This is a genomic window from Paraburkholderia sp. BR10954 (assembly GCF_040965775.1).
Taxonomy (GTDB): Bacteria; Pseudomonadota; Gammaproteobacteria; order Burkholderiales; family Burkholderiaceae; genus Paraburkholderia; species Paraburkholderia youngii.
This window is the reverse complement of the sequence record NZ_JBFRCK010000010.1, coordinates 141,647-164,893: the sequence shown is the minus strand read 5'-3', so window position 1 is coordinate 164,893 and position 23,247 is coordinate 141,647. Positions and strand designations below refer to the sequence as shown.

At 64.4% G+C, this 23,247-nt stretch carries 17 protein-coding genes and 2 pseudogenes; 5 read left to right on the top strand and 14 right to left on the bottom strand.

Going from position 1 to position 23,247, the window contains the following annotated elements:
* Window positions 1-14: 14 nt before the first annotated feature.
* From AB4Y34_RS16930 to AB4Y34_RS16900, 7 genes are all read right to left on the bottom strand, one after another.
* The gene (locus AB4Y34_RS16930; RefSeq protein WP_176108960.1) at window positions 15-1,058 is read right to left on the bottom strand and encodes a GlxA family transcriptional regulator; all 1,044 of its coding nucleotides are present in this window, start codon (window positions 1,056-1,058) and stop codon (window positions 15-17) included.
* A gap of 27 nt (window positions 1,059-1,085) precedes the next feature.
* Window positions 1,086-1,877, bottom strand: coding sequence for an ABC transporter ATP-binding protein (locus AB4Y34_RS16925; protein ID WP_176120081.1), 792 nt, complete (start codon window positions 1,875-1,877; stop codon window positions 1,086-1,088).
* 88 nt (window positions 1,878-1,965) lie between these two features.
* Window positions 1,966-2,679, bottom strand: a complete 714-nt coding sequence (locus AB4Y34_RS16920; RefSeq protein WP_176378038.1) for an ABC transporter permease — start codon at window positions 2,677-2,679, stop codon at window positions 1,966-1,968.
* Between the two features lie 5 nt (window positions 2,680-2,684).
* The gene (locus tag AB4Y34_RS16915) at window positions 2,685-3,374 is read right to left on the bottom strand and encodes an ABC transporter permease (RefSeq protein ID WP_176110610.1); all 690 of its coding nucleotides are present in this window, start codon (window positions 3,372-3,374) and stop codon (window positions 2,685-2,687) included.
* 289 nt (window positions 3,375-3,663) lie between these two features.
* Window positions 3,664-4,617 carry a patatin-like phospholipase family protein gene (locus AB4Y34_RS16910; protein WP_176120083.1) on the bottom strand — a complete coding sequence of 318 codons (954 nt, stop codon included), beginning with the start codon at window positions 4,615-4,617 and terminating at the stop codon, window positions 3,664-3,666.
* Between the two features lie 59 nt (window positions 4,618-4,676).
* Window positions 4,677-5,228, bottom strand: coding sequence for an outer membrane protein assembly factor BamE (bamE, locus tag AB4Y34_RS16905; protein ID WP_176378039.1), 552 nt, complete (start codon window positions 5,226-5,228; stop codon window positions 4,677-4,679).
* Between the two features lie 547 nt (window positions 5,229-5,775).
* Window positions 5,776-7,377: a rhodanese-related sulfurtransferase gene (locus tag AB4Y34_RS16900; protein WP_368716673.1), complete on the bottom strand. Its 1,602-nt coding sequence runs from the start codon at window positions 7,375-7,377 to the stop codon at window positions 5,776-5,778.
* 337 nt (window positions 7,378-7,714) lie between these two features.
* On the opposite strand from AB4Y34_RS16900, the gene AB4Y34_RS16895 reads away from it, so the two are divergent.
* Window positions 7,715-8,710, top strand: coding sequence for an LLM class flavin-dependent oxidoreductase (locus AB4Y34_RS16895; protein ID WP_176108966.1), 996 nt, complete (start codon window positions 7,715-7,717; stop codon window positions 8,708-8,710).
* 128 nt (window positions 8,711-8,838) lie between these two features.
* Here AB4Y34_RS16895 and AB4Y34_RS16890 read toward each other — a convergent pair whose 3' ends face one another.
* Both AB4Y34_RS16890 and AB4Y34_RS16885 read right to left on the bottom strand, forming a co-directional pair.
* Entirely contained in the window at window positions 8,839-9,630 is a 792-nt protein-coding gene (locus tag AB4Y34_RS16890) for an SDR family NAD(P)-dependent oxidoreductase (RefSeq protein ID WP_368716698.1), read from the bottom strand.
* 227 nt (window positions 9,631-9,857) lie between these two features.
* Complete coding sequence (locus tag AB4Y34_RS16885; RefSeq protein ID WP_176378042.1) at window positions 9,858-10,775, bottom strand: LysR family transcriptional regulator; 918 nt, start codon at window positions 10,773-10,775, stop codon at window positions 9,858-9,860.
* Between the two features lie 128 nt (window positions 10,776-10,903).
* On the opposite strand from AB4Y34_RS16885, the gene AB4Y34_RS16880 reads away from it, so the two are divergent.
* Complete coding sequence (locus AB4Y34_RS16880; RefSeq protein WP_368716672.1) at window positions 10,904-11,836, top strand: DMT family transporter; 933 nt, start codon at window positions 10,904-10,906, stop codon at window positions 11,834-11,836.
* Window positions 11,837-11,884: 48 nt separating this feature from the next.
* Here AB4Y34_RS16880 and AB4Y34_RS16875 read toward each other — a convergent pair.
* Window positions 11,885-12,095: pseudogene (locus AB4Y34_RS16875) on the bottom strand (GDCCVxC domain-containing (seleno)protein).
* A 388-nt stretch (window positions 12,096-12,483) separates the two neighbouring features.
* Between AB4Y34_RS16875 and AB4Y34_RS16870 the strand changes: the two are divergent.
* Window positions 12,484-12,630, top strand: coding sequence for a hypothetical protein (locus AB4Y34_RS16870; protein ID WP_176378044.1), 147 nt, complete (start codon window positions 12,484-12,486; stop codon window positions 12,628-12,630).
* 209 nt (window positions 12,631-12,839) lie between these two features.
* Here AB4Y34_RS16870 and AB4Y34_RS16865 read toward each other — a convergent pair.
* From AB4Y34_RS16865 to AB4Y34_RS16850, 4 genes and pseudogenes are all read right to left on the bottom strand, one after another.
* A pseudogene (locus AB4Y34_RS16865) lies at window positions 12,840-13,116 on the bottom strand (alpha/beta fold hydrolase); the annotation flags it as partial.
* Between the two features lie 131 nt (window positions 13,117-13,247).
* Window positions 13,248-15,689, bottom strand: a complete 2,442-nt coding sequence (locus tag AB4Y34_RS16860) for a filamentous hemagglutinin N-terminal domain-containing protein (RefSeq protein ID WP_368716671.1) — start codon at window positions 15,687-15,689, stop codon at window positions 13,248-13,250.
* 230 nt (window positions 15,690-15,919) lie between these two features.
* Window positions 15,920-18,196, bottom strand: a complete 2,277-nt coding sequence (locus AB4Y34_RS16855; RefSeq protein WP_368716670.1) for a filamentous hemagglutinin N-terminal domain-containing protein — start codon at window positions 18,194-18,196, stop codon at window positions 15,920-15,922.
* A gap of 438 nt (window positions 18,197-18,634) precedes the next feature.
* Window positions 18,635-19,735, bottom strand: coding sequence for an alpha/beta fold hydrolase (locus tag AB4Y34_RS16850; RefSeq protein WP_368716697.1), 1,101 nt, complete (start codon window positions 19,733-19,735; stop codon window positions 18,635-18,637).
* 477 nt (window positions 19,736-20,212) lie between these two features.
* Here AB4Y34_RS16850 and glgC point away from each other — a divergent pair, with 477 nt between their 5' ends.
* On the top strand, window positions 20,213-21,478 hold the full coding sequence (gene glgC / locus AB4Y34_RS16845) for a glucose-1-phosphate adenylyltransferase (protein ID WP_176378046.1): 1,266 nt from the start codon (window positions 20,213-20,215) through the stop codon (window positions 21,476-21,478).
* Window positions 21,479-21,616: 138 nt separating this feature from the next.
* The gene (gene glgA, locus AB4Y34_RS16840; RefSeq protein ID WP_368716669.1) at window positions 21,617-23,077 is read left to right on the top strand and encodes a glycogen synthase GlgA; all 1,461 of its coding nucleotides are present in this window, start codon (window positions 21,617-21,619) and stop codon (window positions 23,075-23,077) included.
* Window positions 23,078-23,247 lie beyond the last annotated feature (170 nt).

Genomic DNA, 23,247 nt, shown 5'->3' with positions numbered 1-23,247 from the left:
CGCGCCGCTTTGCATCAATCGAGCTCGGGCCGCTCGATCAGCGCGGCCGGCCGGGGCTCGCTCGCGCCGCCGTGCGCGCCGGTCTGCCGCTCGATCCAGTTGCGGCGATCCTCGCGCGGCGTGACGCCGAAGCGCTCCCGATAAGCATTCGAAAAATGCGCCGCCGACGAAAACCCGCAGGCGAGGCTGATCTGCACGACCGATTTGCTGGTGCGCTGCAATTGCATGCGCGCCTTCGACAGCCGCAGCCCCAGATAGTATTTGGACGGCATCGAGCCGAGATACTGGCGAAACAGGCGTTCGAGCTGCCGCCGCGAGACGCCGACGAGGCCGGCGATTTCATCGGTGGTCAGCGGGTCCTCGATATTGGCTTCCATCAGCAGCAGCGCGTCGTTCAGGCGCGGATGACGCTCGCCCGGCGCGGTCACGAACGGAATGCGCTGGCGCTCCTCGCCGGCGCGCAACGTCCCGACGCCGAGCGTATCGGCGATCCGCTCCGCGAGTTCGGGCCCGTGCTCGCGGCCGATCATCGCGAGCATGAAGTCGACGGTCGCCTGACCGCCCGCGCAGGTCGCGCGATCGCGGTCGATTTCGAAGATCTGCTGCGTGACGATCGAGCGTTCGAACTGTTCGGAGAACTGCTGATAGGTTTCCCAGTTCACGCTGACGCGATAGCCGGACAGCTGCCCCGCCATCGCGAGCCACCACACGCCGTGATGAATGCCGGTGACGAGCGGCGTGCGCTGGCCGACGCGCGCGAGGCTCGCGAGAAACAGACGGTAGTCGGCGAACTGCTGGAACCGCTCGCTGACGATGATCAGCCAGTCGCACGCGATCGCGTCGCCGAACGCGGCATCGGCCGGCCATTGCGCGCCGCCTGACAGCGGCACCGCGCGGCCGTCCCACGAACAGACCTGCACGCGATACAGCGCGCGGCCGTCGATTTCATTGGCGAGATTGAGCGCGTCGACGATCGGCCCGACGCCCGACATCGACACGGGCGGCAATGCGACGATCGCGACCTGGGTCGTGCGAGCCGGGCTGGACGTGCGGGCCATCGGGTGTCCGTGAAAGCGGGCCGCGCGTTACTTCAGGCTGCCGGACAGGAACTGCTTCAGGCGCTCGCTGCGCGGCGCGCTCAGCACCTCGGCCGGATTGCCCTCCTCCTCGGTGCGGCCCTGGTGCAGGAACATCACGTGATTCGACACGTTGCGCGCGAAGCCCATTTCGTGTGTGACGACGATCATCGTGCGGCCTTCCTCGGCGAGCTTCTGCATCACCTTCAGCACTTCGCCGACGAGTTCGGGGTCGAGCGCGGAAGTCGGTTCGTCGAACAGCATCACGTCGGGATGCATCGCGAGAGCCCGCGCAATCGCCACCCGCTGCTGCTGGCCGCCCGACAGATGCGACGGATACTGCTTCTCGAGACGCGGCGCGAGACCGACCTTCTCCAGATATTCGCGCGCGCGATCTTCGGCTTCCTTGCGCTTCAGACCGAGCACATGAATCGGTGCCTCGATGATGTTCTCGAGCACGTTCATGTGCGACCACAGATTGAAGTGCTGGAACACCATCGCGAGCTTCGTGCGGATGCGCTGCAACTGTTTGTGGTCAGCGACTTCGAGATTGCCGGCGCGATCGGTCTTCGTCTTCACCGCCTCGCCATCGACGATGATCTGGCCGGCGTTCGGCCGCTCAAGAAAATTGATGCAACGCAGGAAGGTGCTCTTGCCCGAGCCGCTCGCGCCGATGATGCTGATCACGTCGCCCTTGTTCGCGTTCAGCGACACGCCCTTGAGCACCTCGTTGTCGCCATAGCGCTTGTGGATGTCCTGTACGGCGAGCTTGCAAGCTTCGGTTTGCGTGGTATGGAGCAAGATGCTCTCCCAGTGAAGATACGGATCGGTCTGGTGCGCACGCCGCCGTGCGCAAGCGCGCGGCGCCCGCTGCAATGTCGACGCGCGCTCAATGCGTGCGCACCGCGAGATGCGCGAGCCAACGGCGCTCGGCGCGCCGGAACAACGCAACCAGCGCAAACGACACCACGAGGTAAATTAACGCCGCGAGCCCGAACGCGTTGAACGACTGGTAGGTCGCCGAATTCGCATCGCGCGCGACCTTCAGGATGTCGGGCACCGTGGCCGTGAACGCGACCGTGGTCGCGTGCAGCATCAGGATCACTTCGTTACTGTACAACGGCAGCGCGCGACGCAGCGCGGACGGTATCACAATGCGCCGGTACATCGTGAACCAGCTCATGCCATAGGCGCGCGCCGCCTCGACTTCGCCATGCGAGGTCGAGCGGATCGCTCCCGCGAAAATCTCGGTCGTGTACGCGCAGGTGTTCAACGCGAACGCGAGGATCGCGCAGTGAAAGCCGCTGCGAAAGAACGCGTCGAGCAGACTGTGCGAGCGCACGAACGCGAGGCTGTACACGCCGGTGTAGATCAACAGCAGCTGCACGTAGAGCGGCGTGCCGCGAAATACGTAGGTGTACAGACGTACCGGCGTCGACAGCCAGCGCTTCTTCGACACGCGCGCGACCGCGAGCGGCACCGCGCACACGAAGCCGATCGCGATCGACGCGACCAGCAGCCACAGCGTGACCGCGAGACCCGACAGGCGCTGCCCGTCCCAGAACAGATACGCCTTCCAGAATTGATTGAGGATATCGATCATGACGTTCAGAGCTCCGCGTGTCGCACGCCGATCGAATAGCGGCGGTTCAGCCAGATCAGCGCGACGTTCGAGACGGTGGTGATCGCCAGATAGATCAGCGCGGCGACGAGGATGAAGAAGAACATGTTGAAGGTGCTCTTGCCGGCGTCCTGCGCGGCTTTGACGACGTCGGCGAGACCGATGATCGACACGAGCGCGGTGGCCTTCACGAGCACCTGCCAGTTGTTGCCGATGCCGGGCAGCGCGAAGCGCATCATCTGCGGAAACAGGATGCGGGTGAACACGCGCACGCCGCTCATCCCGTACGCGCTGCCCGCTTCGAGCTGGCCGCGCGGCACCGCGAGAAAGGCGCCGCGGAAGGTTTCGGTGAAGTACGCGCCGTAGATGAAGCCGAGCGTCAGCACGCCGGCCACGAATGGATCGATGTCGAACTGCGGCAGATCGAGCGCGTCGGTCAGATCGTTGACCGCCATCTGGATGCTGTAGAACAGCAGCAGCATCAGCACGAGGTCGGGCACCGAGCGGATCAGCGTCGTGTAGCCGGTCGCGATGGCCCGCAGGGGCCGGTTGAACGAGAGTTTCGCCGCCGCGCCCGCGAGGCCGAGCAACACAGCGGCCGCCAGCGACAGGACGGACAGCTCGATCGTCTGCAGCGTGCCGGCGAGCAGCACGGGACCAAAGCCGTATAGGAACACGCGTGTCTCCATCCAGGTTCGTTGAATTGGCGCGGATGGCGGCAGCTTCGTGGGCGGCTCGCTGCTCCGGCATGGCGCGGAGTCTCGCAAGCGAAAATCAATTTCTCAAATACCGGGCGGATGGCTTGCTGCGACGCAGCATGGCGCTGTCGGCGCGCGCGGAACGCTCGTAGCGCTTGGTATCACGAGGGTTATCGTTTTGTCAGGTGTGCGGCGCGCGCCTGGCCGCGCCGCGATTTCGCAAAGTTCGGGTCGCTTTTTCGATAGGCCGCGGCGACGAACAAGCCGCTCATTCGAGCGCGAGCCGAGCGCGAATCGCCGGCAGCATGTGTTCGACCGCCGCGCGCCCCTCCTCGATGGCCGGCGCCGCGCGATGAAAATCGAAGATGCCCATGCCGCCCAGACGCGGCTGGATCAGGATATCGGCCGGTTCGCCCGCGAGCCGGCTGCGCGTGATGCGCACCTGCATGATGTCGATGCTTTGCGCGATCGAGCTCAACATCGACGGCACGTGCGCGCTCGGCTTCGGCGGCACGCGCACGTCGTCGGTGGCGCTCGCTTCGGCTGGCGCCAACCAGCGCGGCCACGGCTTGCCGTTGCGGCGCAGCGCGACCGGCGGCGGCGCGGTGGGATCGAGCGCGGGCGTTTCGATGACCGGGCCGCCGAAGTCGCGGCCGTTCAGGATGTCGTTGTTCAGATCGATCGCGATCACGCAGTCCGCGCGCATGCCGCGCGCGACCGACACCGGCACCGGGTTGCACAGCCCACCGTCGACGAGCCACACGCCGTTGTGCCACACCGGCGTGAAGATGCCCGGAATCGCAATCGACGCGCGCACCGAGTCGACCGTGCTGCCGTCCTGCAGCCAGATTTCGCGGCCCGTGTCGAGCTCGGTCGCGACTGCCGCGAACGGCATGTTCAGTTGCGCGATCGAGCGGCCGGCGAATTTGTCGGCGAATAGCTGGATCACCTTGCGCCCGCCGAGCAGGCCGCCCGAGATGCGCAGATCGAGCAGCCGCACCACGGTCTGCCACGTGAGACGCGACACCCACTCCTCGAGCCAGTCGAGATCGCCGTTCGCATAGACCGCGCCGACCAGCGCGCCGATCGACGTGCCGCAAACGACGTCGGGCTTGATTCCCGCGTCTTGCAGCGCGCGAATCGCGCCGATATGCGCCCAGCCGCGCGCGGCGCCGCCCCCCAACACCAGCCCGATCCGGCTGTATCGACGTCGACGTATCATGCCTACCCCGCTCTTTCGGCCCGCTTGTCCGGCCGTCTTCTATTCGACATTCTTCCCACCTATCGCCCACGGATCACGTCCGAGCGTGACGTGGTGTACACCCTCTCGTTCCGGTCGAAGTGAACGTTGAAGATGCCTTCCTCGGTCACGCCGCGCTCGCGCCATTTCCAGCTCCACACGGTTTCCGGCTTCAGCGGAAACACCGCGACCTCTCCCGGCTTACCAAGCAATCGACGCACCTCGTCCTCGGTCATGCCGGAGCGGATTTTCGCGAAGTTGTCCGCGGTGAGCACCTGCGTAATCGCCTGCAGCTTGCCGTCGCGATCGATGTCGACCATGTAGGTGGTGAGGCCTTGCGGGCCGCGCGGATACTCGAAGCGCTTCGAGCCGTCGGTGAAGGTGCGGGTGGTTTCGGGCTTGCCCATCTGCGCGAGAACTTGCGCTTCGGTCGTGACACCCGGCGTCATGTTCTTGAGCAACAACGCGTCCGGTTTGACCGCGTTGAAGAAGTCCTTGAGTTTTTGCACGGCTTGATCGCTCTGCTGTTGGTCGCAGCCGGTCAGCGCAACGCACGCTATTAGCAGCGTGACGCCCAGCGGTTTGAGGCTCACTTCGATTCCTGTCCGGATGCGCGGCATCTAAAGTTGCTGCGCATGGCCGGTCTGTAGTGTGTACTACAAGGATAACCGCGCGCGGAGAAAACCGCGAGCAACGCAGGCGCGACGAGTGCGGCTACGCACGCAACGTGTTGCGCGCAGCGCTAAAAGATCGGCTGGGATCGTTCGAAATGGGCAAGCCAGAAGCAAAAAGGCGACGCTGAGTGCAGCGTCGCCATGTCGGTCGATACGATCAACCGGAAGTGACGGCGGCTCATCAGCCGCCTTGCGCGAAGCACCGCGGACGACGCGCAGCGGCCTGATCCAGACGAAGCGATGAGCAACCTTGGCTACTCACCTTGCGCCATCGCCGAATGACAAACCGCTGCCTTTTACGGCCGCCCTGGTCCCTCGATAAGCCTTCCAGATGCCGATAATCTAAACGCATCGGAGGCTTTCGACGAGAGCGCGTTTACACCGAATTGGCAGAAGATTCGCGCGGTGCGAAAGGGGCGCAGGCTGGCCGGCCCCTGGATAGCCGGCCTCCGGCAGGCCGGCCCCTTCAAATCACCCGGAAGCCGTGCGTGCCGTCGCGCGCCAGTTGCACGACGAGCCCATGCTCCCACTCCAGATACGCGCTCATCGCTTCGCGCGCGTTCTCCGTGCCCTCATATGGCCGCTGATAACGATCGATCCGCGGCGACGCCATCCGCGTGCCGCCCGACTCTACCGGCAAGCCCGCGTCGATCCACGCGCGCGTGCCGCCGCGCAGCACCTGCACCGGCCGCTCGGTCGCCGCGGCGAGTTCCGGTGCGACGAAGCGCGCGAGCACGTCGCTGCCGCACGTCACCACATAGCGCTTCGCATCGGGCAGCGTGCGCAGCGCGTCGGCGAGCTGGCTGCGGATCACGAACCATGCGCCCGGAATGTGCCGCTTCAGATAATTCGTGCTGCTCGTGAAGTCGAGCACGACGGTTCCCGGCGACTGCAGCAGCGCCGCAAGCTCGGCCGGCTCGATGTCGTCGACGTCGGGTGGTGTGACCGCGTTGCGCGCAAGCGGCGCCACGCCCTTCTCGGCGAAATCGCCCGCCGTCAGGCCGTCGACCACGAACACCTCGATGTTCATCTGGGCGAGCCACGATGCGGTCATGTTCGCGCGCACGCCGTCGCTGTCCGCGAGGATCACACGCGCGCCGCGCACCGTCACGAACAGGTCGGTTTCCTGCACGAGCTGGCCGCCAGGCGCGCTGCGAAAGCCGGGCACGTGGCCCGCCTCGTATTCCTCGGGCGTGCGCACATCGAAGCGATACACGGTGCGCACCGCCTCGTCGGCCCAGCGGCGCGCTTCGTCGCGCGAGGTGCGACGCACGCGCGCCCGGTCGGCAAGCGCGCGCGCGCCGTCGGCCGCCGCGAGACGGGATACGTCGTCGACCGCGCCTTCGACGCGCCGCGTGCTGCCATGCGCGAGCGGCTGGCCGGCGAGCGTCCAGCCCATCGTGCCGTTGCGCAGCGCGGCCACCGGATTGGGTACGCCCGCGTTGATCAGCGACTGCGCGCCGATGATGCTTCGCGTGCGTCCCGCGCAATTGACGATGATGCGCGTGGCCGGATCCGGCGCGAGCTGCCGCGCGCGCAACACCAGCTCCGCGCCCGGCACGCTGATGCTGCCGGGGATGTTCATGGTCTGAAACTCGTCGAAGCGACGCGCGTCGAGCACCACGACATCGGCCTCGCGATCGAGCAGCGCCTGCACCTGCTGCGCGGACAGCGACGGCGTATGACGCACGCTTTCGACCAGTTCGCCGAACGCCTTGCTCGGCACGTTGACATCCTTGAACAACTCGCCGCCCGCTTCGCGCCAGCCCTGCAGACCGCCCTCGAGCAATGCGACGTTGCTATAGCCGAGCTCGTCGAGGCGCTCGGCCGCGCGCCTCGCGAGCCCTTCGCCGGCATCGAACACGACGATCGGCACGGCGAGGCGCGGCAGCCGCAGCGGCGCATCGAGTTCGAGCCGCGACAGTGGCAGATTGGCGGCGAACAACGGATGACTGCGCGCGTGCGGATCTTCCTCACGCACGTCGACGAGCGCGATCTCCTCGCGGTCGAGCAATGCGTGGCACACGTCCTGGAACGACCGGGTACGAAACTCTTTGACGACATTCATGGGATCGGGAACTCCTTCGCTACATTCCAGATTTCGGGCGACGCGTCGCGTCACCGTACCGAATACTTAAACCGTACACTCGAATTCCGATCGGCGCACGGTCACTCGTGGGATTGCTTATTCGACCGCACTGCGAATGCGAAGCACCGCCGCGCGAACACGCTACGCAAGCGCAATTTCCGCGCCACGCATCGCCTCTCGTCGCGGCTCGTCGCGCCTCACCAGCGCTGGCGACCCTTCGGCCGTCAGGGACATCGCCGCGCCGCCAGCAGAAAAGCCGCCGCTTTGCCACAATGCCCCATCGCGCGAAAGCGCCGCCCATCGCTATGAATAGACAATGATCCCCTTCTCGGTTCTCGATCTTTCGCCGGTCACCGCGGGTGCCACGCCCGCTGATGCGTTCAGGAACACACTGTCACTCGCGCAGCACGCGGAAAAACTGAATTACAAGCGTTACTGGCTCGCCGAGCATCACAACATGACCGGCATCGCGAGCGCGGCGACCTCGGTCGTGATCGGCTACGTGGCCGGCGGCACGAAGACGATTCGTGTCGGCTCCGGCGGCATCATGCTGCCGAACCATGCGCCGCTCGTGATCGCCGAACAGTTCGGCACGCTCGCGTCGCTGTATCCGGGCCGGATCGATCTCGGCCTTGGCCGCGCGCCCGGCACCGATCAGACCACCGCCCGCGCGCTGCGCCGCGACCTGCAGGCGAGCGCCGAAACCTTCCCCGACGATGTCGTCGAATTGCAACGCTACTTTGCCGAACCGGTCGCGGGCCAGCGCATTCGCGCGGTGCCGGGCGCGGGCCTGAATGTGCCGCTGTGGCTGCTCGGCTCGTCGCTGTACAGCGCGCAACTGGCCGCGGCGCTCGGGCTGCCGTTCGCGTTCGCGTCGCACTTCGCGCCCGATTACATGATGAGCGCGCTACAGGTGTATCGCTCGCAGTTCCGGCCGTCCGCGACGCTGGCGAAACCGTATGCGATGGTCGGCGTCAATCTGTTCGCCGCCGACACGAACGACGAAGCCGCGCGCCTCTTTACGTCGCTGCAGCAGCAGTTCATCAATCTGCGGCGCGGCACGCCGGGGCAATTGCAGCCGCCGGTCGAGCGGCTCGACGCATCGGAGATGGAGCTGAACAACGTCGCGCGAGCGCTCGCGTGCACGGTGCTCGGCGATCGCGACGCGATCCGCGAAGGTCTGCAATCGATCATCGAGCAGACCGGCGCGAACGAGTTGATGCTGACCGCGCAGATTTACGATCACGAAGCGCGGCTGCGCTCGTTCGAGATCGGCGCCGAGGTGCGCGATGAATTGATGGCGGTCGAATAAACGCTTCGCGAACCGATCGGCCGACACGGCCACGCACGAAAAAAGGGCGGCTCATGGCGAGCCGCCCTTGTCTTTTGCACTGAGTTGGACCAGTCCCAGGAGAAGCCGGCCCCGGCGCCGGCGTGGCTCTAGAAGGCGCTCTTCACAACGCCCCCGTCGGCCCGCAACGCAGCTCCCGTGGTGGCCGACGAAAGCGGACTCGCGATATAGGCCACCAGCGACGCGACTTCCTGCGGCGAACCAAATCGCTTGATCAGCGAAGTGGGACGGACCTTCTCGAAGAACTCTTTTTCGAACGCTTCGAACGTTTTGCCGTCGGCCTTGGCAAGGGTCTCCACGAATTCTCCCACTCCCCGCGATTTCGTTGGCCCCGGCAGCACGCTATTGACCGTAATGCCGGTGCCGGCAACGGCTTCGGCGAGTCCGCGCGCGACCGCCAGCTGCGCGGTTTTCGTCATCCCGTAGTGGATCATTTCAGCTGGGATCTGCACCGCGCTTTCGCTCGAAATGAAAATGATGCGCCCCCAGTTGGCCTGCCTCATCGCAGGCAGATACAGGCGAGCGAGGCGTACCCCGCTCAACACGTTGACATCGAAGAACCGCTGCCAGTCCGCGTCGGGTATCTCTTCAAACGGCTTGGGCTCGAAGATGCCGAGGTTGTTGACCAGAATTTCCACGCCGGGGTAGCGTCGCGCGAGTTCTTCTGCTGAAGCGGCGGTACTGAGATCGCCGGCAAATCCCTGCACGTCGCCGCCCGTCTGCGCTTTGAGCTGCGCGACTACCTCATCCACGGATGACTGCAAGCGGCCGTTCACGATTACACGAGCGCCCTCCTGCGCCAACGTGCTGGCGATAGCGAGACCGATGCCGGCTGTGCTGCCGCTCACCAGTGCGAGTTTGCCTGTCAGGTTCAAGTCCATGGGTGATTTCCTTTCAATGGATGAATTCAAAATCGCGACGTCGGGTACCACCTCGCTTTCGAACAGCAAAAAGACTAGATGATCTGACGGAAATGGCAACGCACATGAGTGACAGGCGGACAGTGACGCAGGCAGGCCCGAAGTACCGTGTACGAGCAGGAAAACGAGGCCATGTCAGCGATTTTCCGACTTCGTTTGGCCAAGTGATGGTCGCGCCCAAGCGCTCGTCACCTGTCGTGCAGATGACTCACCAGGTAATCGATCAACGCACGTGCTCGAGACGGCAAAAATCGATTCGGCGGATAAAGCAGCCAAACCGGGCCCATATAGGGACGTGCCTCGAACTCCCAGTCGCTCAGCACCTGGACGATGTCGCCCGCGGAAATCGCCTGCGCAGCGACAAAATCGGGCAAGCTCGCAATGCCCAGGCCATGCAGCGCGGCATCCAATCGCGCACTCGTATCATTGGCAACGTAGCGCCCCTTCACTTCGACCATCCGTGTTTCGGAGTCGCGGCGGAAATGCCATCGATTGTCGTCGACCGTCTCTCCCAGATAAATGCATAAATGCCGCGCAAGGTCGCGCGGCTCGGCCGGCGTCCCCCGCTCCGCCAGATAAGCAGGCGACGCGCACAGAACCCATTTGACCGCGCCGAGTCGCCGGGCAGCAAGACCCGGCGGAGGCGAACGCGTGAGCCGGATCACCAGATCGACATCGTCACGCAGCGGATCGACGTCGTGGTCGGCGAAGACCAGATGGACATCCACGTCGGGCCACATGCGCAGAAACTCCGGAACAAGCGGATGGATGACAGATCTCGCATATGAAATCGGCGCACTGATGCTGACCTTGCCTCGCGGATCACCCGCCCCTTGTCCAGCGACGTCGACGGCGCCCGAGGCCGCGCCGACCATATCCCGGCAGTACCGGTAAATCTGCGCGCCCGAATCCGTCAACCGGATGCTACGGGTCGAGCGCTCGAGCAGGCGTGTGCCCAACGCATCCTCGAGGCGTTTGATCTGCCGACTGACTGTCGACGGTGTACTGCCCAGTTGCCGCGCGGCGATGGAGAAGTTGCCGGCGTCGACGACCCTCGCAAACATCGCCATGTCGGGTAGCAACGCAAAAAGCTCATTCGGATTCATCGCGATCCTCGGACTGCCTTGGACATTCGTGCATTTCAAACATAAAAGATGTTCCGCCGCCATGGATTATAGTTTTGGGCGCAATACCGGACAATTCGGACCGTGCGAGTGAAAACACAAGGTCCGTCATGTCGAAGCAAAAGAGCGCGTTATGGATATCCGACCTGATGCTGCTTGCGGTCGCGATGGTGTGGGGCACGAGTTATGGGGTCGTTAAAGGCGCGCTCGCGATCTATCCGGTGCTCGGTCTGCTGGCGTTGCGCTTCGGACTAACGTTCGTCGTGTTGTCGCCTGCGTTGCGCCCGCTTCGACACGTTAAAGCGTCCGCCTTGCTGGGCGCGCTCGGTTCCAGCGCAATCCTGCTCAGCATCTTCCTGGCCGAGACGTTCGGGATCGCGCACACACGCGCGTCGAATGCGGCGTTCCTTATCAGTCTGTGTGTCGCGCTGACGCCGCTGGTCGAATGGGTGTTGCTGCGACGAAAGCCGTCGAGTGGCGAATGGATTGCCGTGGCTTTGTCGCTGACGGGCGCCGCGTTCGTCAGCGGAGGCGCGATCATTCCGACCGCAGGCGATGCGCTGATTCTTCTTGCGGCATTGCTGCGCGCGCTGATGGTGTGCGTGACCAAGCGCGTGATGCGCGAATCGAATCTTGCCCCGCTGTCGGTAACGGCGGTCCAGGCAGGCGTCGTTGCACTGGGCAGTGTGCTGGTGGCGTTCGTGTTGCCGTCACAGCATTGGCAGGCGCTGCCGTCGCTCAATGGGCACAGTGACTTCTGGGCGAGCATTGCTTACCTCGTGCTCGCCTGTACGTTGTTCGCATTTTTCGCACAGAATTTTGCCGTCAAGCGCAGTAACCCGACGCGAGTCGCTTTGCTGATGGGCAGCGAGCCCGCGTTCGGTGCGCTATTCGCCTACGTATGGCTCGGGGAGCACGTTTCGACCTCGGCATGGTTTGGCGGAGGTCTGATGGTACTTGCATCGGTGCTGGCGGCGGTGCCACTCAAAAGGGACGCCAACGCGAGGCTCGACATGCATCCCGCCACTTCGGTCGAGAGTTAGCCGATTATTCAGGCCAAGCCTTGTTTCGATGCCTGCGCTCGCCTCGGCTCATGGCCCGGCTCGAGTGACAGATTTCGCACAGCACGCACCGGCCTCTTGCACGGACGGGCACTTGACCGAGCCATACGAACAGAAGACGCAGCAGTCGCCGGACTTCGGAGCAAGCAAGGCTTTGCACCGCGGGCATTCATAGAAGTAGACGCAGGCACCCGCAGTGCGGACAGGTCAACGCGGACTCCAGGATCGGTGAGGTTTGCATTGATCGCGTCTACATCCATATTCCTTGCACCTGTCAATGTTAGGGCCGGCAAACGGTCGCGGGGGGGCTTGCGCAAGGTCCGTGCCGCATTGAAGGCAAGTATCCCGACGCGATACGTGTCACAAATAACCCATTGCGGTGGAATAAAGGCGAGCCGTTGGCGTTCGTAGATTAGGCGTCGCGTGAACGAGCGCGTAGCCGTGGAACCGCGAAACGGAATCGTCGGCCGCGCACAGCGGTTGCTTGCCCGTTTTGCAGAAGGTTTGCCTGTCCTTTTTTGTAACCGCCGCCGGCGTCGCGGGACTTGCCGCTAGCGATCCGCGACTCCCCGGCTCAACGCGTGGCCGCGCGGCAAGTCAGTCGCGTTGGCCGTGCAGGAGAGTTCTACATGAAAGTATCAAGACTGTTATCGGCCGTATCCGTGATCATCGCGCTAGGAGTCGCATCGTTACCGTTGGCCGCGTGCCAGTCCACGGGCGGCGACATGGGCTCGTCGGGGAGCAGCAGCGGCGCCACCAGCAGCGGCGGCTATTGATGCGCGCTCGCGCGGCCGTCAGCGTCGCGTGAACTTCGATACGGAAGTGATATCGCGGCTCCCGTGGCCGCGGCGCTATGCGCGTGCGCTGACGTGCCCTCGGTCAGGGCGGTCAGCCTGACCGGAATAGCCCGATTGGCTTACGCTGATCGGGCTGCTTCCTTTTTGGGAGATCGTCATGGACACGGGACAAAAATCCGCTCGAACCCTCAGCGGTTCGTCGGCACCGCGGCCAACCCGTCCAACAGCGCCTTGTCAAACGTATCCGGGTCCTGCATCTGCGGTGCGTGACCGAGCGCCGCAAACTCCACGAGCGTCGCGTGCGGAATCGCCTTCGCGGCCGCGCGGCCCAGTTCAGGATAATGGCCGAGCTTCGCGCACTTCGGGCGGCGCGTCATCCTTGCCGATCGCGGTCGTGTCCTTCTGACCGATCAGCAGCAGCGTCGGCATGCTGAGTTGCCCCAGTTCATAGAAAACCGGCTGCGTGCAACTGATGGCGCCATAAACTTTTCGCCGACGCCGTCCAAATCCTTATCCGATAAAGGGTTGAGCGCAATTCAGTTGTGCCGGAGGCAGCAAAATGGTTGTTCGCGGACTTCTAGGGAACTCCGCGTGTCTCATTGCGCCAGTTGCCAGCGGAGCACCGGATGCGTCGCGCCAGCAGGCATCGCCCACACCCCCGTCGGGCTGAAGTCGTACCCCACGAACGATGTCGGCGTGCTCATCTGAGTGATGGTCAGCCCGTTCGCCGCGGGAATCGGCGTACCGTATACGACGCCGATTGTGGCGCCCGTGGTGTCGCTGTTCCAATACACATCGTTCGTAATCGCGCCTCCATTGGTCCGCGCGATGCCGGTCGGTCCATACTCCGGCTGGCTCACCGGACCGGTCGCGAATGACTGGGTGATCGTTCGTAAGTTAAAAACGACGAGAGCGGCCCCGCCGCATGGCGCACCGGGAGCCCCTGCGCACAAGCCCGCAAACATCGTAGAGCCGGTAGCATAAGACTGGCTGATCGTGCCACTGTTAGTGCTGACGAGGCCGCCACCACCGTAAGCGAAATAACCCGACGATATGACAGGACCCGTGGCGAACGACTGGCTGATCAGGCCGCTATTCGTGCCCACCAGACCACCGAGCACATACCCGCCGGTCACGGCGGCGCTGCTCGAAGAACGCAGGATCGAGCCGGCGTCGGCGTTGAAGCCCACCAGCCCACCGGCTCCCGAGGTGTCGGGTACAGAGCTTGAGCCAGATCCGCCGTCAAGAACCGTGCCGGACGTGTTCACCCGCAAGACCGTGCCGTTGTTCATGCCGGCCAGCAAGCCCATATCGACAGTCGCCGCCGGGTTGGGAGCCTTGATCGCCGTACCCGCAATGTTGAGGTTGCGTACGACGCCCTCGGTGCCGATCACGCCGAACAGGCCCATCACCTGGAAGAACGGATAAACCACCAACGGCCCGAGCGTTAGCGAGCTGATCGTATTGTCTTGTCCGTCGAATTGCCCCGTGAACGGTGTGCTGATGTTGCCGATTGGAACGAAGGGGCTGTTGCTCGTCGCGCTCGCATCGATGTTCCTGCCGAGCGCGTAATTGCCGGTGGGATCGTTGGCGACGTTCGTCAGGTCGGTCAGGGAGTTGACCAGCCTGTACGGGGTGATCTGCGTAACGAGGCCAGTGAATGCGGGGGCTGTCCACGCCGGGTTGTTCAACTGGTTACCGGCAACGTAGGTGCCGTTCATGTCGTAGAAAGCGCTCAGCGCACCGGTGCTTTTCGACCAGTCGAGCGTGCCATTGTTCGCGACGCTGCCGCCGTTATTGATGCCGGTTGCGTCGGCGCGCAAGGTCAGATTGCCCGCGCCGTTGTTCGCAACCGTCGCGCCGCTCGCGACCGACACGTTGCGGTACGCGTCGAGCGTCAGCGAAGCGGGGCCGCGCCAGCTCAGGTTCGATGCGATGTCGATGTCGCCCGTCGCGCCCATCGCGCCTGTCGTGGTGACATCTACAGATGTGTCCGCATTCAGGCTGCGGCGCAGTGCGCGAGCAGCGGATTGATCGATCGTGAACGCGGGGGTCGACAGATTCCATTCGCCGGCGTGGACGGCGGCCTTGGCGCCGAACGCCAGTTGCGCCGCGTCAGTGTCGACCGTGCCGCCGCTGCCGTCCGCGTTGGTGGCCGTGATCAGGCCCGACTGCTCGACCCGACCTCTGTCGGCGACGAGCCACACGTGGCCTTCACGATTCGCCGTGCCCGTCGCGCGGATGCGCGTGCCGCCGCCTGCGAGCGCATACACGTTCCCATCGGCGGCCTGCAGGCTGACCTGTGCGGCCGTTATTTGCCCCTTGTTGACGACCGTGCCCTGACTGCCCGTCTGCACGAACACCTGCCGGCTGCTCGCCGAGTCGTGCAACAGCACGTCGCCACCGGCGGCCAGTTCCGCCGTGCCGTTGGGCGCCGCCACGGTGCCGGCGTTGATGACTGCGTCTCGCGCAATCAGCAACACATCGCCGCCGCTCGAACTGATCCTGCCGAGATTGATCACGGCTGCGTTCGAGTTGCCCGACAGCGTGAGCGAGCCGCTGTCCCGCATAAACGCGTCGTTGCAGATGTCCAGCGTCGACGCGACGAAACGTCCGCCCGTTGCGATTACGCCCGAAGACCCCACGACGATGCCCTGCGGATTGATCACATAGAGGCTCCCCGTTGCACTGAGCCTGCCGAGAATGGCCGAGGGCGAGCCACCCGTCACCCGGTTCAGCGTCGCGCCCGAACCGTTGTCGAACGTCACGCTGTTGTGCCTGCCGATCGAGAAACTGTTCCAGTCGATCACGCCGCGCGTCGAACCTGGTTGCGTGATCACGAGACCATTCCCCTGACTGGCTATCGTGCCCGCGCCGGCGACGTATGTGCCGCCGTGCGGAAGGACACCCGCCGCGAGCGCCACGGGTGTCAGGGACAGTCCAGTCAGCGAAACGCCGATGGCGAGCCAGATGTGTCTGCGCGACTGCTGTCGACGCAGTGCGCGTCGCGGGGGCCGAGGCAGTTCCGGACGTGACATACAGCCTCCTTTCCGCATGCATGCGGAATGGCCGCCAGCGACCCGCAGAGCCGACCGGAGACGCGTGAGTCGCCGTGTCTGAAGAATAGTCCTCGCGTGGTCTCCCACCAGTCCACGCTGAGCGCGGTAATCATCCGGTCGATGGTAGGCGACCGTCTGCGCTTGCGAGGCTCTTCAAACTTATCGAAAGAGAGCCTAAGGTGCCCCGGCGCGCGCCGGGGCAGCAACATTCACTGCGCGGTGACCTGCCAGCGCAGAACCGGTTGCGTGGCCCCGCTCGGCATCACCCACGGGCCGTTCGGGCTGAAGTCCCAGCCCACAAAGCTGGCTGGATTGCTCATCTGCGCGGACGTGAGCCCGTTTGCCGGGGGCAAATTGCCGCCGCTCGAATTTTGCCCGGTTGTCTCCACGTTCCAATAGACATCGTTATCAGGCGCGCAGCCTATGCAAATGCCGCCGATGAAGCCGGCCAACGAATGCACGGGGCCGGACGCGTACGACTGCGTGATCGTGCCGTTGCCCGCTGCGATCAGTCCTCCCGCGCCGCCGTGCGTCGCGAAACTGGTGACCGGCCCTGTCGAGTACGACTCGGCGATGGCACCCGGATTCGTGAGGACGAGTCCGGCGGCAGTACCGTCGGCGGTGACCGTGGCATTACTTCCCGAGCGGGCGACCAGACCGTAGTTAGTGCCGACGAGGCCCGCGAACGCGTCTCCGGAATCACTGGAGGTCGCGACTATTGACCCGGACGTGAAGACATTCGCAATCGTGCCGTGACTGGCGGCCGCCAACATCCCGGCGCCGGTGGTGAAGGGCTCGTCCGCCGTAACATTCTCTTCCAGTTTCAGATTGCGGACGACACCCGTTGAGCCGATATCTGCAAATACCGCGTCCTCACTCGGGGACAGATGCGAGATCATATTGAATCTACCGTCGAACTGGCCGGTGAACGGCGTCCCCGGATCGGAGCCGAAATGGGGATAGAAGCCAAGCGTGGTGAAAGCTGCGTTGCTCGCGTCGATGTTTTTGCCAAGCGCGTAGCTGCCTGCGAGATTGTTAACGATGTTCTGCAGGTCTGCGACCGAATTGACGAGCTGGTAGCCGGTTATCTGCGTCACGAGCCCGCTGTAGAGCGGCGCGCTCCAGGCCGCATTGGCGATGAGCGTGCCGGGGCTGTAGCTACCGTTCATGTCGTAGAGCGTGCTGACGATGCCCGTACTCTTCGACCAGTCGATGGTCCCAGCGTTGGTCACGCTGCCGCCGTTGTCGATGCCTGATGCGTCGGCGCGCAAGGTCAGATTACCCGTACCGTTGTTTCCCATCGTCGTGCCGTTCGCGACCGAGACATCGCGGTATGCGCCAAGCGTCAGCGAAGCGGGACCCTGCCAGCGCAGGCTCGACGCGACGCCGAGGTCGCCCGTTGCGCCCATCGCGCCTGTCGTGGTGACATCTACAGATGTGTCCGCATTCAGGCTGCGGCGCAGTGCGCGAGCAGCGGATTGATCGATCGTGAACGCGGGGGTCGACAGATTCCATTCGCCGGCGTGGACGGCGGCCTTGGCGCCGAACGCCAGTTGCGCCGCGTCAGTGTCGACCGTGCCGCCGCTGCCGTCCGCGTTGGTGGCCGAGATCAGGCCCGACTGCTCGACCCGACCTCTGTCGGCGACGAGCCACACGTGGCCGTCACGATTCGCCGTGCCCGTCGCGCGGATGCGCGTGCCGCCGCCTGCGAGCGCATACACGTTCCCATCGGCGGCCTGCAGGCTGACCTGTGCGGCCGTTATCCTCCCCTTGTTGACGACCGTGCCCTGACTGCCCGTCTGCACGAACACCTGCCGGCTGCTCGCCGAGTCGTGCAGCAGCACCTGCCCGCCTGCGGCCAGTTCCGCCGTGCCGTTGGGCGCCGCCACGGTGCCGGCGTTGATGACTGCGTCTCGCGCAATCAGCAACACATCGCCGCCGCTCGAACTGATCCTGCCGAGATTGATCACGGCTGCGTTCGAGTTGCCCGACAGCGTGAGCGAGCCGCTGTCCCGCATAAACGCGTCGTTGCAGATGTCCAGCGTCGACGCGACGAAACGTCCGCCCGTTGTGATTACGCCCGAAGACCCCACGACGATGCCCTGCGGATTGATCACATAGAGGCTCCCCGTTGCACTGAGCCTGCCGAGAATGGCCGAGGGCGAGCCACCCGTCACCCGGTTCAGCGTCGCGCCGGCGCCGTTCTCGAACGTCACGCTGTTGTGCCTGCCGATCGAGAAACTGTTCCAGTCGATCACGCCGCGCGTCGAACCCGGTTGCGTGATCAAGAGACCATTCCCCTGGCTGGCTATGGTGCCCGCGCCGGCCACGTAAGTGCCGCCTTGTGGAAGGACGCCCCCTGCGAGCGTCGCATGGACAAAGAACAGCCCGGTGACAGAAATACCGATGGCGAGCCACAAGCGCCCGTCTGACTGCCCACGATGAAGTGCGCGTCGCGCGCTCCGAGTTAGCTTTGGACGCGACATACAGCCCCCTTTCCGCGTGGGGCGCGGGATGGCCGACGACGATCTGCAGAGCCGACCTTAACTGCGTTAGTCGTAGCGTCTGAAGAATAGCTGCTGGACTTGCGGGCGCATGCCGATACCTCTGCTTTTTGCGCCTACTTGACTCGGCGTTAGTGGCCGCTTCTCTTATGGGGTCCCCTGACGCGCCTGAAATCGACGCGAAACTGCTCGACGGGCAGTGTGTTCTCGGCGGCGGTCGATGACCGTTCGCAGTGCGGATGCGACGTCTGGATGTCCGCCCGACGGAGGAGGCGAGTGACGCTTCATGTCCGACTACAGCCTGTCCGCCAGCGTCCTCCCTGGAAATCCGCGAAAAACTATAAAGTAGCTGCCAGGAAGTTTCGCCTGGCGATGTAGGACGCAGGAGTACGGTAGCGGGACAGCAAGCCGGTTTGACGCTCAACGATCGGTCTGTACCGCCGCGAGTCCATCGAGCAGCGCCTTATGAAACGCGTCCGGATCTTGCATCTGCGGCGCGTGCCCAAGCTCTGCAAACTCCACGAGCGTCGCGTGCGGAATTGCCTTCGCGGCCGCGCGGCCCAGTTCCGGATAATGGCCGAGCTTCGCGCGCACTTCGGGCGGCGCGGCATCCTTGCCGATCGCGGTCGTGTCCTTCTGACCGATCAGCAGCAGCGTCGGCATGCTGAGTTGCCCCAGTTCATAGAAAACCGGCTGCGTGTAAATCATGTCATCCAGCAGCGCGGAATTCCACGCAACGATCTGCTTGCCCGGCCCGCGATACATGCCCGCGAGCATCTGCACCCACGGTTCATAGTCCGCGCGCCATTGCCCCGCGTAGTAGGTCGCCTGTTCGTAGCGGCGAATACCGTCGGCGCTGGACTTCAGCTCACGCTGATACCATTGGTCGACCGATAGCGACGGCACGCCCTTCGCCTTCCAGTCCTCGAGTCCAATCGGGTTCACCAGCACCAGCTGCTGCGTTTCACGCGGATACATCAGCCCATAGCGAACCGCGAGCATGCCGCCCGTCGAATGGCCGACCACCGTCACGTCGCTGATGCCGAGCGACTCGAGCAGCGCATGCGTATTGCGCGCGAGCTGCTGGAAGCTGTACTGGTAATGCTCGGGCTTGCTCGATTTGCAAAAACCGATCTGATCCGGTGCGATCACGCGATAGCCGGCGTCACTTAGCCGGCGAATCGTCGTATCCCATGTCGCAGAACAAAAATTCTTGCCGTGCAGCAACACCACGGTGCGGCCGTTCGCATGCGCGGGCTTCACGTCCAGGTAGGCCATCTGCAAAGGCACCCCCTGCGACGTGAATTCGAAGCGCTCGACCGGCGCTGGATAGCTGAAGCCCTGCAGTTCCGGACCGTAGGCCGGGCCGGAATCGTCCAGTGAAGACGCGGCCGCGGCGCTCGCGGCGCCCGGGCTCGCCTCGCTCGCCGGCGTGGCGGCCACGGCAACAGACGCGGCGCCCAGCACGGCACAGGCGCAGACACTCGACAGGGCAAGCAGGAATGGGTGGCGAAGATTCATCGGCATGGTCTGGAAAAAACGCAACAGGGATGCACGAGGCGTGGAGCGCACGATTCTACGATGCACCGCCGAACTCTGGCGCCAGTCGCGCAGCGCGGACACGGCACGCAGCAGCACCGCTGTGGCATGCATATTGCGCCGCCGTGCTCGAGCCTCGTCCGGACACGACCTCGTGGCCAATGTGCTGCGCCGCACCGAAAAATGCGCCATAACAGGCGATCGTTACAGGATGGTCGGCCACGCGGCCCCCGCAATAAACATTTATTCACTCGAGTCCAATCGGTGCTAGAACTGACAAACCGACTCGCGAAAAACAGGCAGCAAAGAACGGCAATGCGGTACGACTGCCAGGCAGCCCAAATCATCAGCGGAGAGGACGCGGCCAGATCATTCCCGGGGGTATACCAATCAGGCAACCATCTTGCATGAGGTCGGCGTGAGTGCTGAAGGGCTCGCGCCGATCGACAGGAGACAAATATGAATACTCCGGCACGGCTGAACGACTTACAGCGCACTACCCTGGCGATCGTCCTCGCCGGCGGACGCGGCACCCGGCTCGGGCCGCTGACGAACAAGCGTGTGAAGCCGGCGGTGCACTTCGGCGGCAAATACCGGATCATCGACTTTGCGCTTTCCAATTGCCTGAATTCCGGCATCCGCCGCATCGCGGTGGTCACGCAGTACAAGGCGCATTCGCTGCTGCGGCATCTGCAGCGCGGCTGGAGCTTCCTGCGCGGCGAGATGGGCGAGTTCATCGATCTGTGGCCCGCGCAGCAGCGCGTCGAAGGCGCGCACTGGTATCGCGGCACCGCCGACGCGGTGTTCCAGAACCTCGACATCATCCGCTCGATCCGTCCGAAGTATGTGGTCGTGCTCGCGGGCGACCACATCTACAAGATGGACTACACGCGCATGATCGCCGATCACGCGGACAGCGGCGCCGACTGCACGGTCGGCTGCATCGAGGTGCCGCGCATGGACGCGGTCGCGTTCGGCGTGATGGCGGTCGACGAAAACCGCCGCGTGACCGGCTTCGTCGAAAAACCGGCCGACCCGCCCGCGATACCCGGCCGTCCCGACACGGCGCTCGCGAGCATGGGCATCTACGTGTTCAACGCCGACTACCTCTACAAGCAGCTCGAGGAGAACATCGCCGCGATCGATACCGACCACGACTTCGGCAAGGACATCCTGCCGCGCGTGGTCACCCAGGGCGTGGCGATCGCGCATCCATTCAGCATGTCGTGCGTGTCGTCGGACCCGAGCGTCGAGCCGTACTGGCGCGACGTCGGCACGATCGACGCGTACTGGGCCGCGAACCTCGACCTCGCCTCGACGATCCCGACCCTCGACCTGTACGACGAGTCGTGGCCGATCTGGACCTACCAGGAGCAGTTGCCGCCTGCGAAGTTCGTACGCGACATGAAGGGGCTGCAGGGTTCGGGCAACAACCTGCTCGTCTGCGGCGGCTGCGTGATCTCGGGCTCGCAGATTTCGCGCTCGGTGCTGTCGTCGAACGTGAAAGTGAGTTCGTTCTGTAATATCAATGAGGCAGTCTTGCTGCCGCAGGTCACAGTCGGCGCGAGTTGCCGCCTGCAAAAGGTGGTGATCGACCGCGGCTGCACGATTCCGGAAGGCACCGTGATCGGCGAAGACCCGGCGCGCGACGCCGAGCGCTTCTATCGCACGGACGATGGCGTCGTGCTGGTCACGCAGGAAGCGCTGCGCAAGCATCCGAAGTAGCGCGCCCGCGGCATGCATGCACCGGCGGCCACGGCGCCGCCGGCCATGCCTTTCCTCGCTTCATCCGGCTTCACCCGCAAACACCGCTGACCTTTGACCAACCCGAGCAACCCTGCCAACCCGACAGAGACCCGGTCTATGACGATTCGCGCCCTGCACGTCGCAAGCGAGCTGTATCCCCTTCTCAAAACGGGCGGTCTCGCCGACGTCGCGGGTGCGCTGCCGTCCGCGCTGATCGAGCGCGGCGCCGACGTGCGCGTGCTGCTGCCCGGCTTTCCGGCGGTACTCGCCGGCTTGCACGATCTTCAACCGGTCGCGCAACTGGGCAACCGCTTCGGCGCGCCGAACGTGACGCTCGAACGCGGCACGCTGCCCACCAACGGGCTCGCGGTCTACGTGATCCGGGCCGCGTCGCTGTACGACCGCCCCGGCAACCCGTATCTGAACGACGAACACGTGCCGTACGGCGACAACGCGCAGCGTTTCGCGCTGCTCGGCTGGGTCGCCGCGCAACTCGCGCAGCAGATGGACCCGACGTGGTCGCCGCAGATCGTCCACGCGCACGATTGGCACGCTGGGCTCGCGCCTGCCTACCTGAAAGCCGCCGAACGCGAGCACGGCCGCGCGCCGGCGCACAGCGTGTTCACGATCCATAACCTCGCGTACCAGGGGATCTTTCCCGCGCATCAGTTCGGCCTGCTCGGCCTGCCGCACGATTTCTTCAACATGCACGGCGTCGAATTCTACGGACAGCTGTCGTTCCTGAAGGCGGGGCTCTATTACGCCGACCGCATCACGACCGTCAGCCCGAACTATGCGCGCGAAATCCAGACGCTCGCGCACGGCGGCGGGCTCGATGCGCTGCTGCGCCATCGCGCGCACGATCTGAGCGGGATTCTGAACGGCGTCGACTACACGGTGTGGAATCCCGCCAGCGATACGCTGCTCGCGACGCGCTTCAGCTCGTCGCGGCTGGCCGGCAAGCTCGCCTGCAAGGAAGCGCTGCAAAAGCGCTTCGGCCTCGCGCATCGAAGCGACGCGCTGCTGTTCGGCGTGGTGAGCCGGCTGACCGAACAGAAAGGCCTCGATCTGCTGCTCGGCGCGGTGCCCGAGATCGTCAAGCGCGGAGGCCAACTGGTCGTATTCGGCACCGGCGATCCGGCGCTCGAGAATGGCCTGAGGATGGTCGCGCAGGCGCATCCGGAATCGGTCGCGGTCGAACTCGGTTTCGACGAAGCGCTCGCGCATACGATCATCGCCGGCAGCGACGTGGTCGCGGTGCCGTCACGCTTCGAGCCGTGCGGGCTCACGCAACTCTATGCGCTCGCCTACGGGTCGCTGCCGCTCGTGCATAGCGTCGGCGGTCTCGCCGATACGGTCGCCGACGCATCGCTCGAAAACCTCGCCGACGATCTCGCCACCGGCTTCGTATTCGACCGCTTCGATCCGGCCGGACTCGCCGCAGCGATCCGCCGCGCATTTGCGCTGTACGGACGCCGCACGGAATGGAAAGCCGCGCAGCGGCGCGCAATGCGCCAGGACTTCGGCTGGGGCGCCTCGGCAGACCGCTATCTGGCTTTGTATCGCGAACTCGTCTGAAGCATCGGCCACGCGGGAAACTGTCAGATTTCGTTAATGTTCAGGCGCGTTTGATGGTTCGGCGCAACAGCACGGGGACGGATCAACTCGCGGCTGTCAAACTCCTGTATCGTTTGCTGACTTGCCGGCTATGCAGTTTGTGCGTTTTTCCTGCACCATCTGTATCAAGC

Coding starts and splice junctions, on each gene's coding strand:
- AB4Y34_RS16930 (WP_176108960.1), bottom strand. CDS start 1,058: ATGGCCCGCACGTCCAGCCCGGCTCGCACGACCCAGGTCGCGATCGTC.
- AB4Y34_RS16920 (WP_176378038.1), bottom strand. CDS start 2,679: ATGATCGATATCCTCAATCAATTCTGGAAGGCGTATCTGTTCTGGGAC.
- AB4Y34_RS16910 (WP_176120083.1), bottom strand. CDS start 4,617: ATGATACGTCGACGTCGATACAGCCGGATCGGGCTGGTGTTGGGGGGC.
- AB4Y34_RS16900 (WP_368716673.1), bottom strand. CDS start 7,377: ATGAATGTCGTCAAAGAGTTTCGTACCCGGTCGTTCCAGGACGTGTGC.
- AB4Y34_RS16895 (WP_176108966.1), top strand. CDS start 7,715: ATGATCCCCTTCTCGGTTCTCGATCTTTCGCCGGTCACCGCGGGTGCC.
- AB4Y34_RS16890 (WP_368716698.1), bottom strand. CDS start 9,630: ATGGACTTGAACCTGACAGGCAAACTCGCACTGGTGAGCGGCAGCACA.
- AB4Y34_RS16885 (WP_176378042.1), bottom strand. CDS start 10,775: ATGAATCCGAATGAGCTTTTTGCGTTGCTACCCGACATGGCGATGTTT.
- AB4Y34_RS16880 (WP_368716672.1), top strand. CDS start 10,904: ATGTCGAAGCAAAAGAGCGCGTTATGGATATCCGACCTGATGCTGCTT.
- AB4Y34_RS16870 (WP_176378044.1), top strand. CDS start 12,484: ATGAAAGTATCAAGACTGTTATCGGCCGTATCCGTGATCATCGCGCTA.
- AB4Y34_RS16860 (WP_368716671.1), bottom strand. CDS start 15,689: ATGTCACGTCCGGAACTGCCTCGGCCCCCGCGACGCGCACTGCGTCGA.
- AB4Y34_RS16855 (WP_368716670.1), bottom strand. CDS start 18,196: ATGTCGCGTCCAAAGCTAACTCGGAGCGCGCGACGCGCACTTCATCGT.
- AB4Y34_RS16850 (WP_368716697.1), bottom strand. CDS start 19,735: ATGAATCTTCGCCACCCATTCCTGCTTGCCCTGTCGAGTGTCTGCGCC.
- glgC (WP_176378046.1), top strand. CDS start 20,213: ATGAATACTCCGGCACGGCTGAACGACTTACAGCGCACTACCCTGGCG.
- glgA (WP_368716669.1), top strand. CDS start 21,617: ATGACGATTCGCGCCCTGCACGTCGCAAGCGAGCTGTATCCCCTTCTC.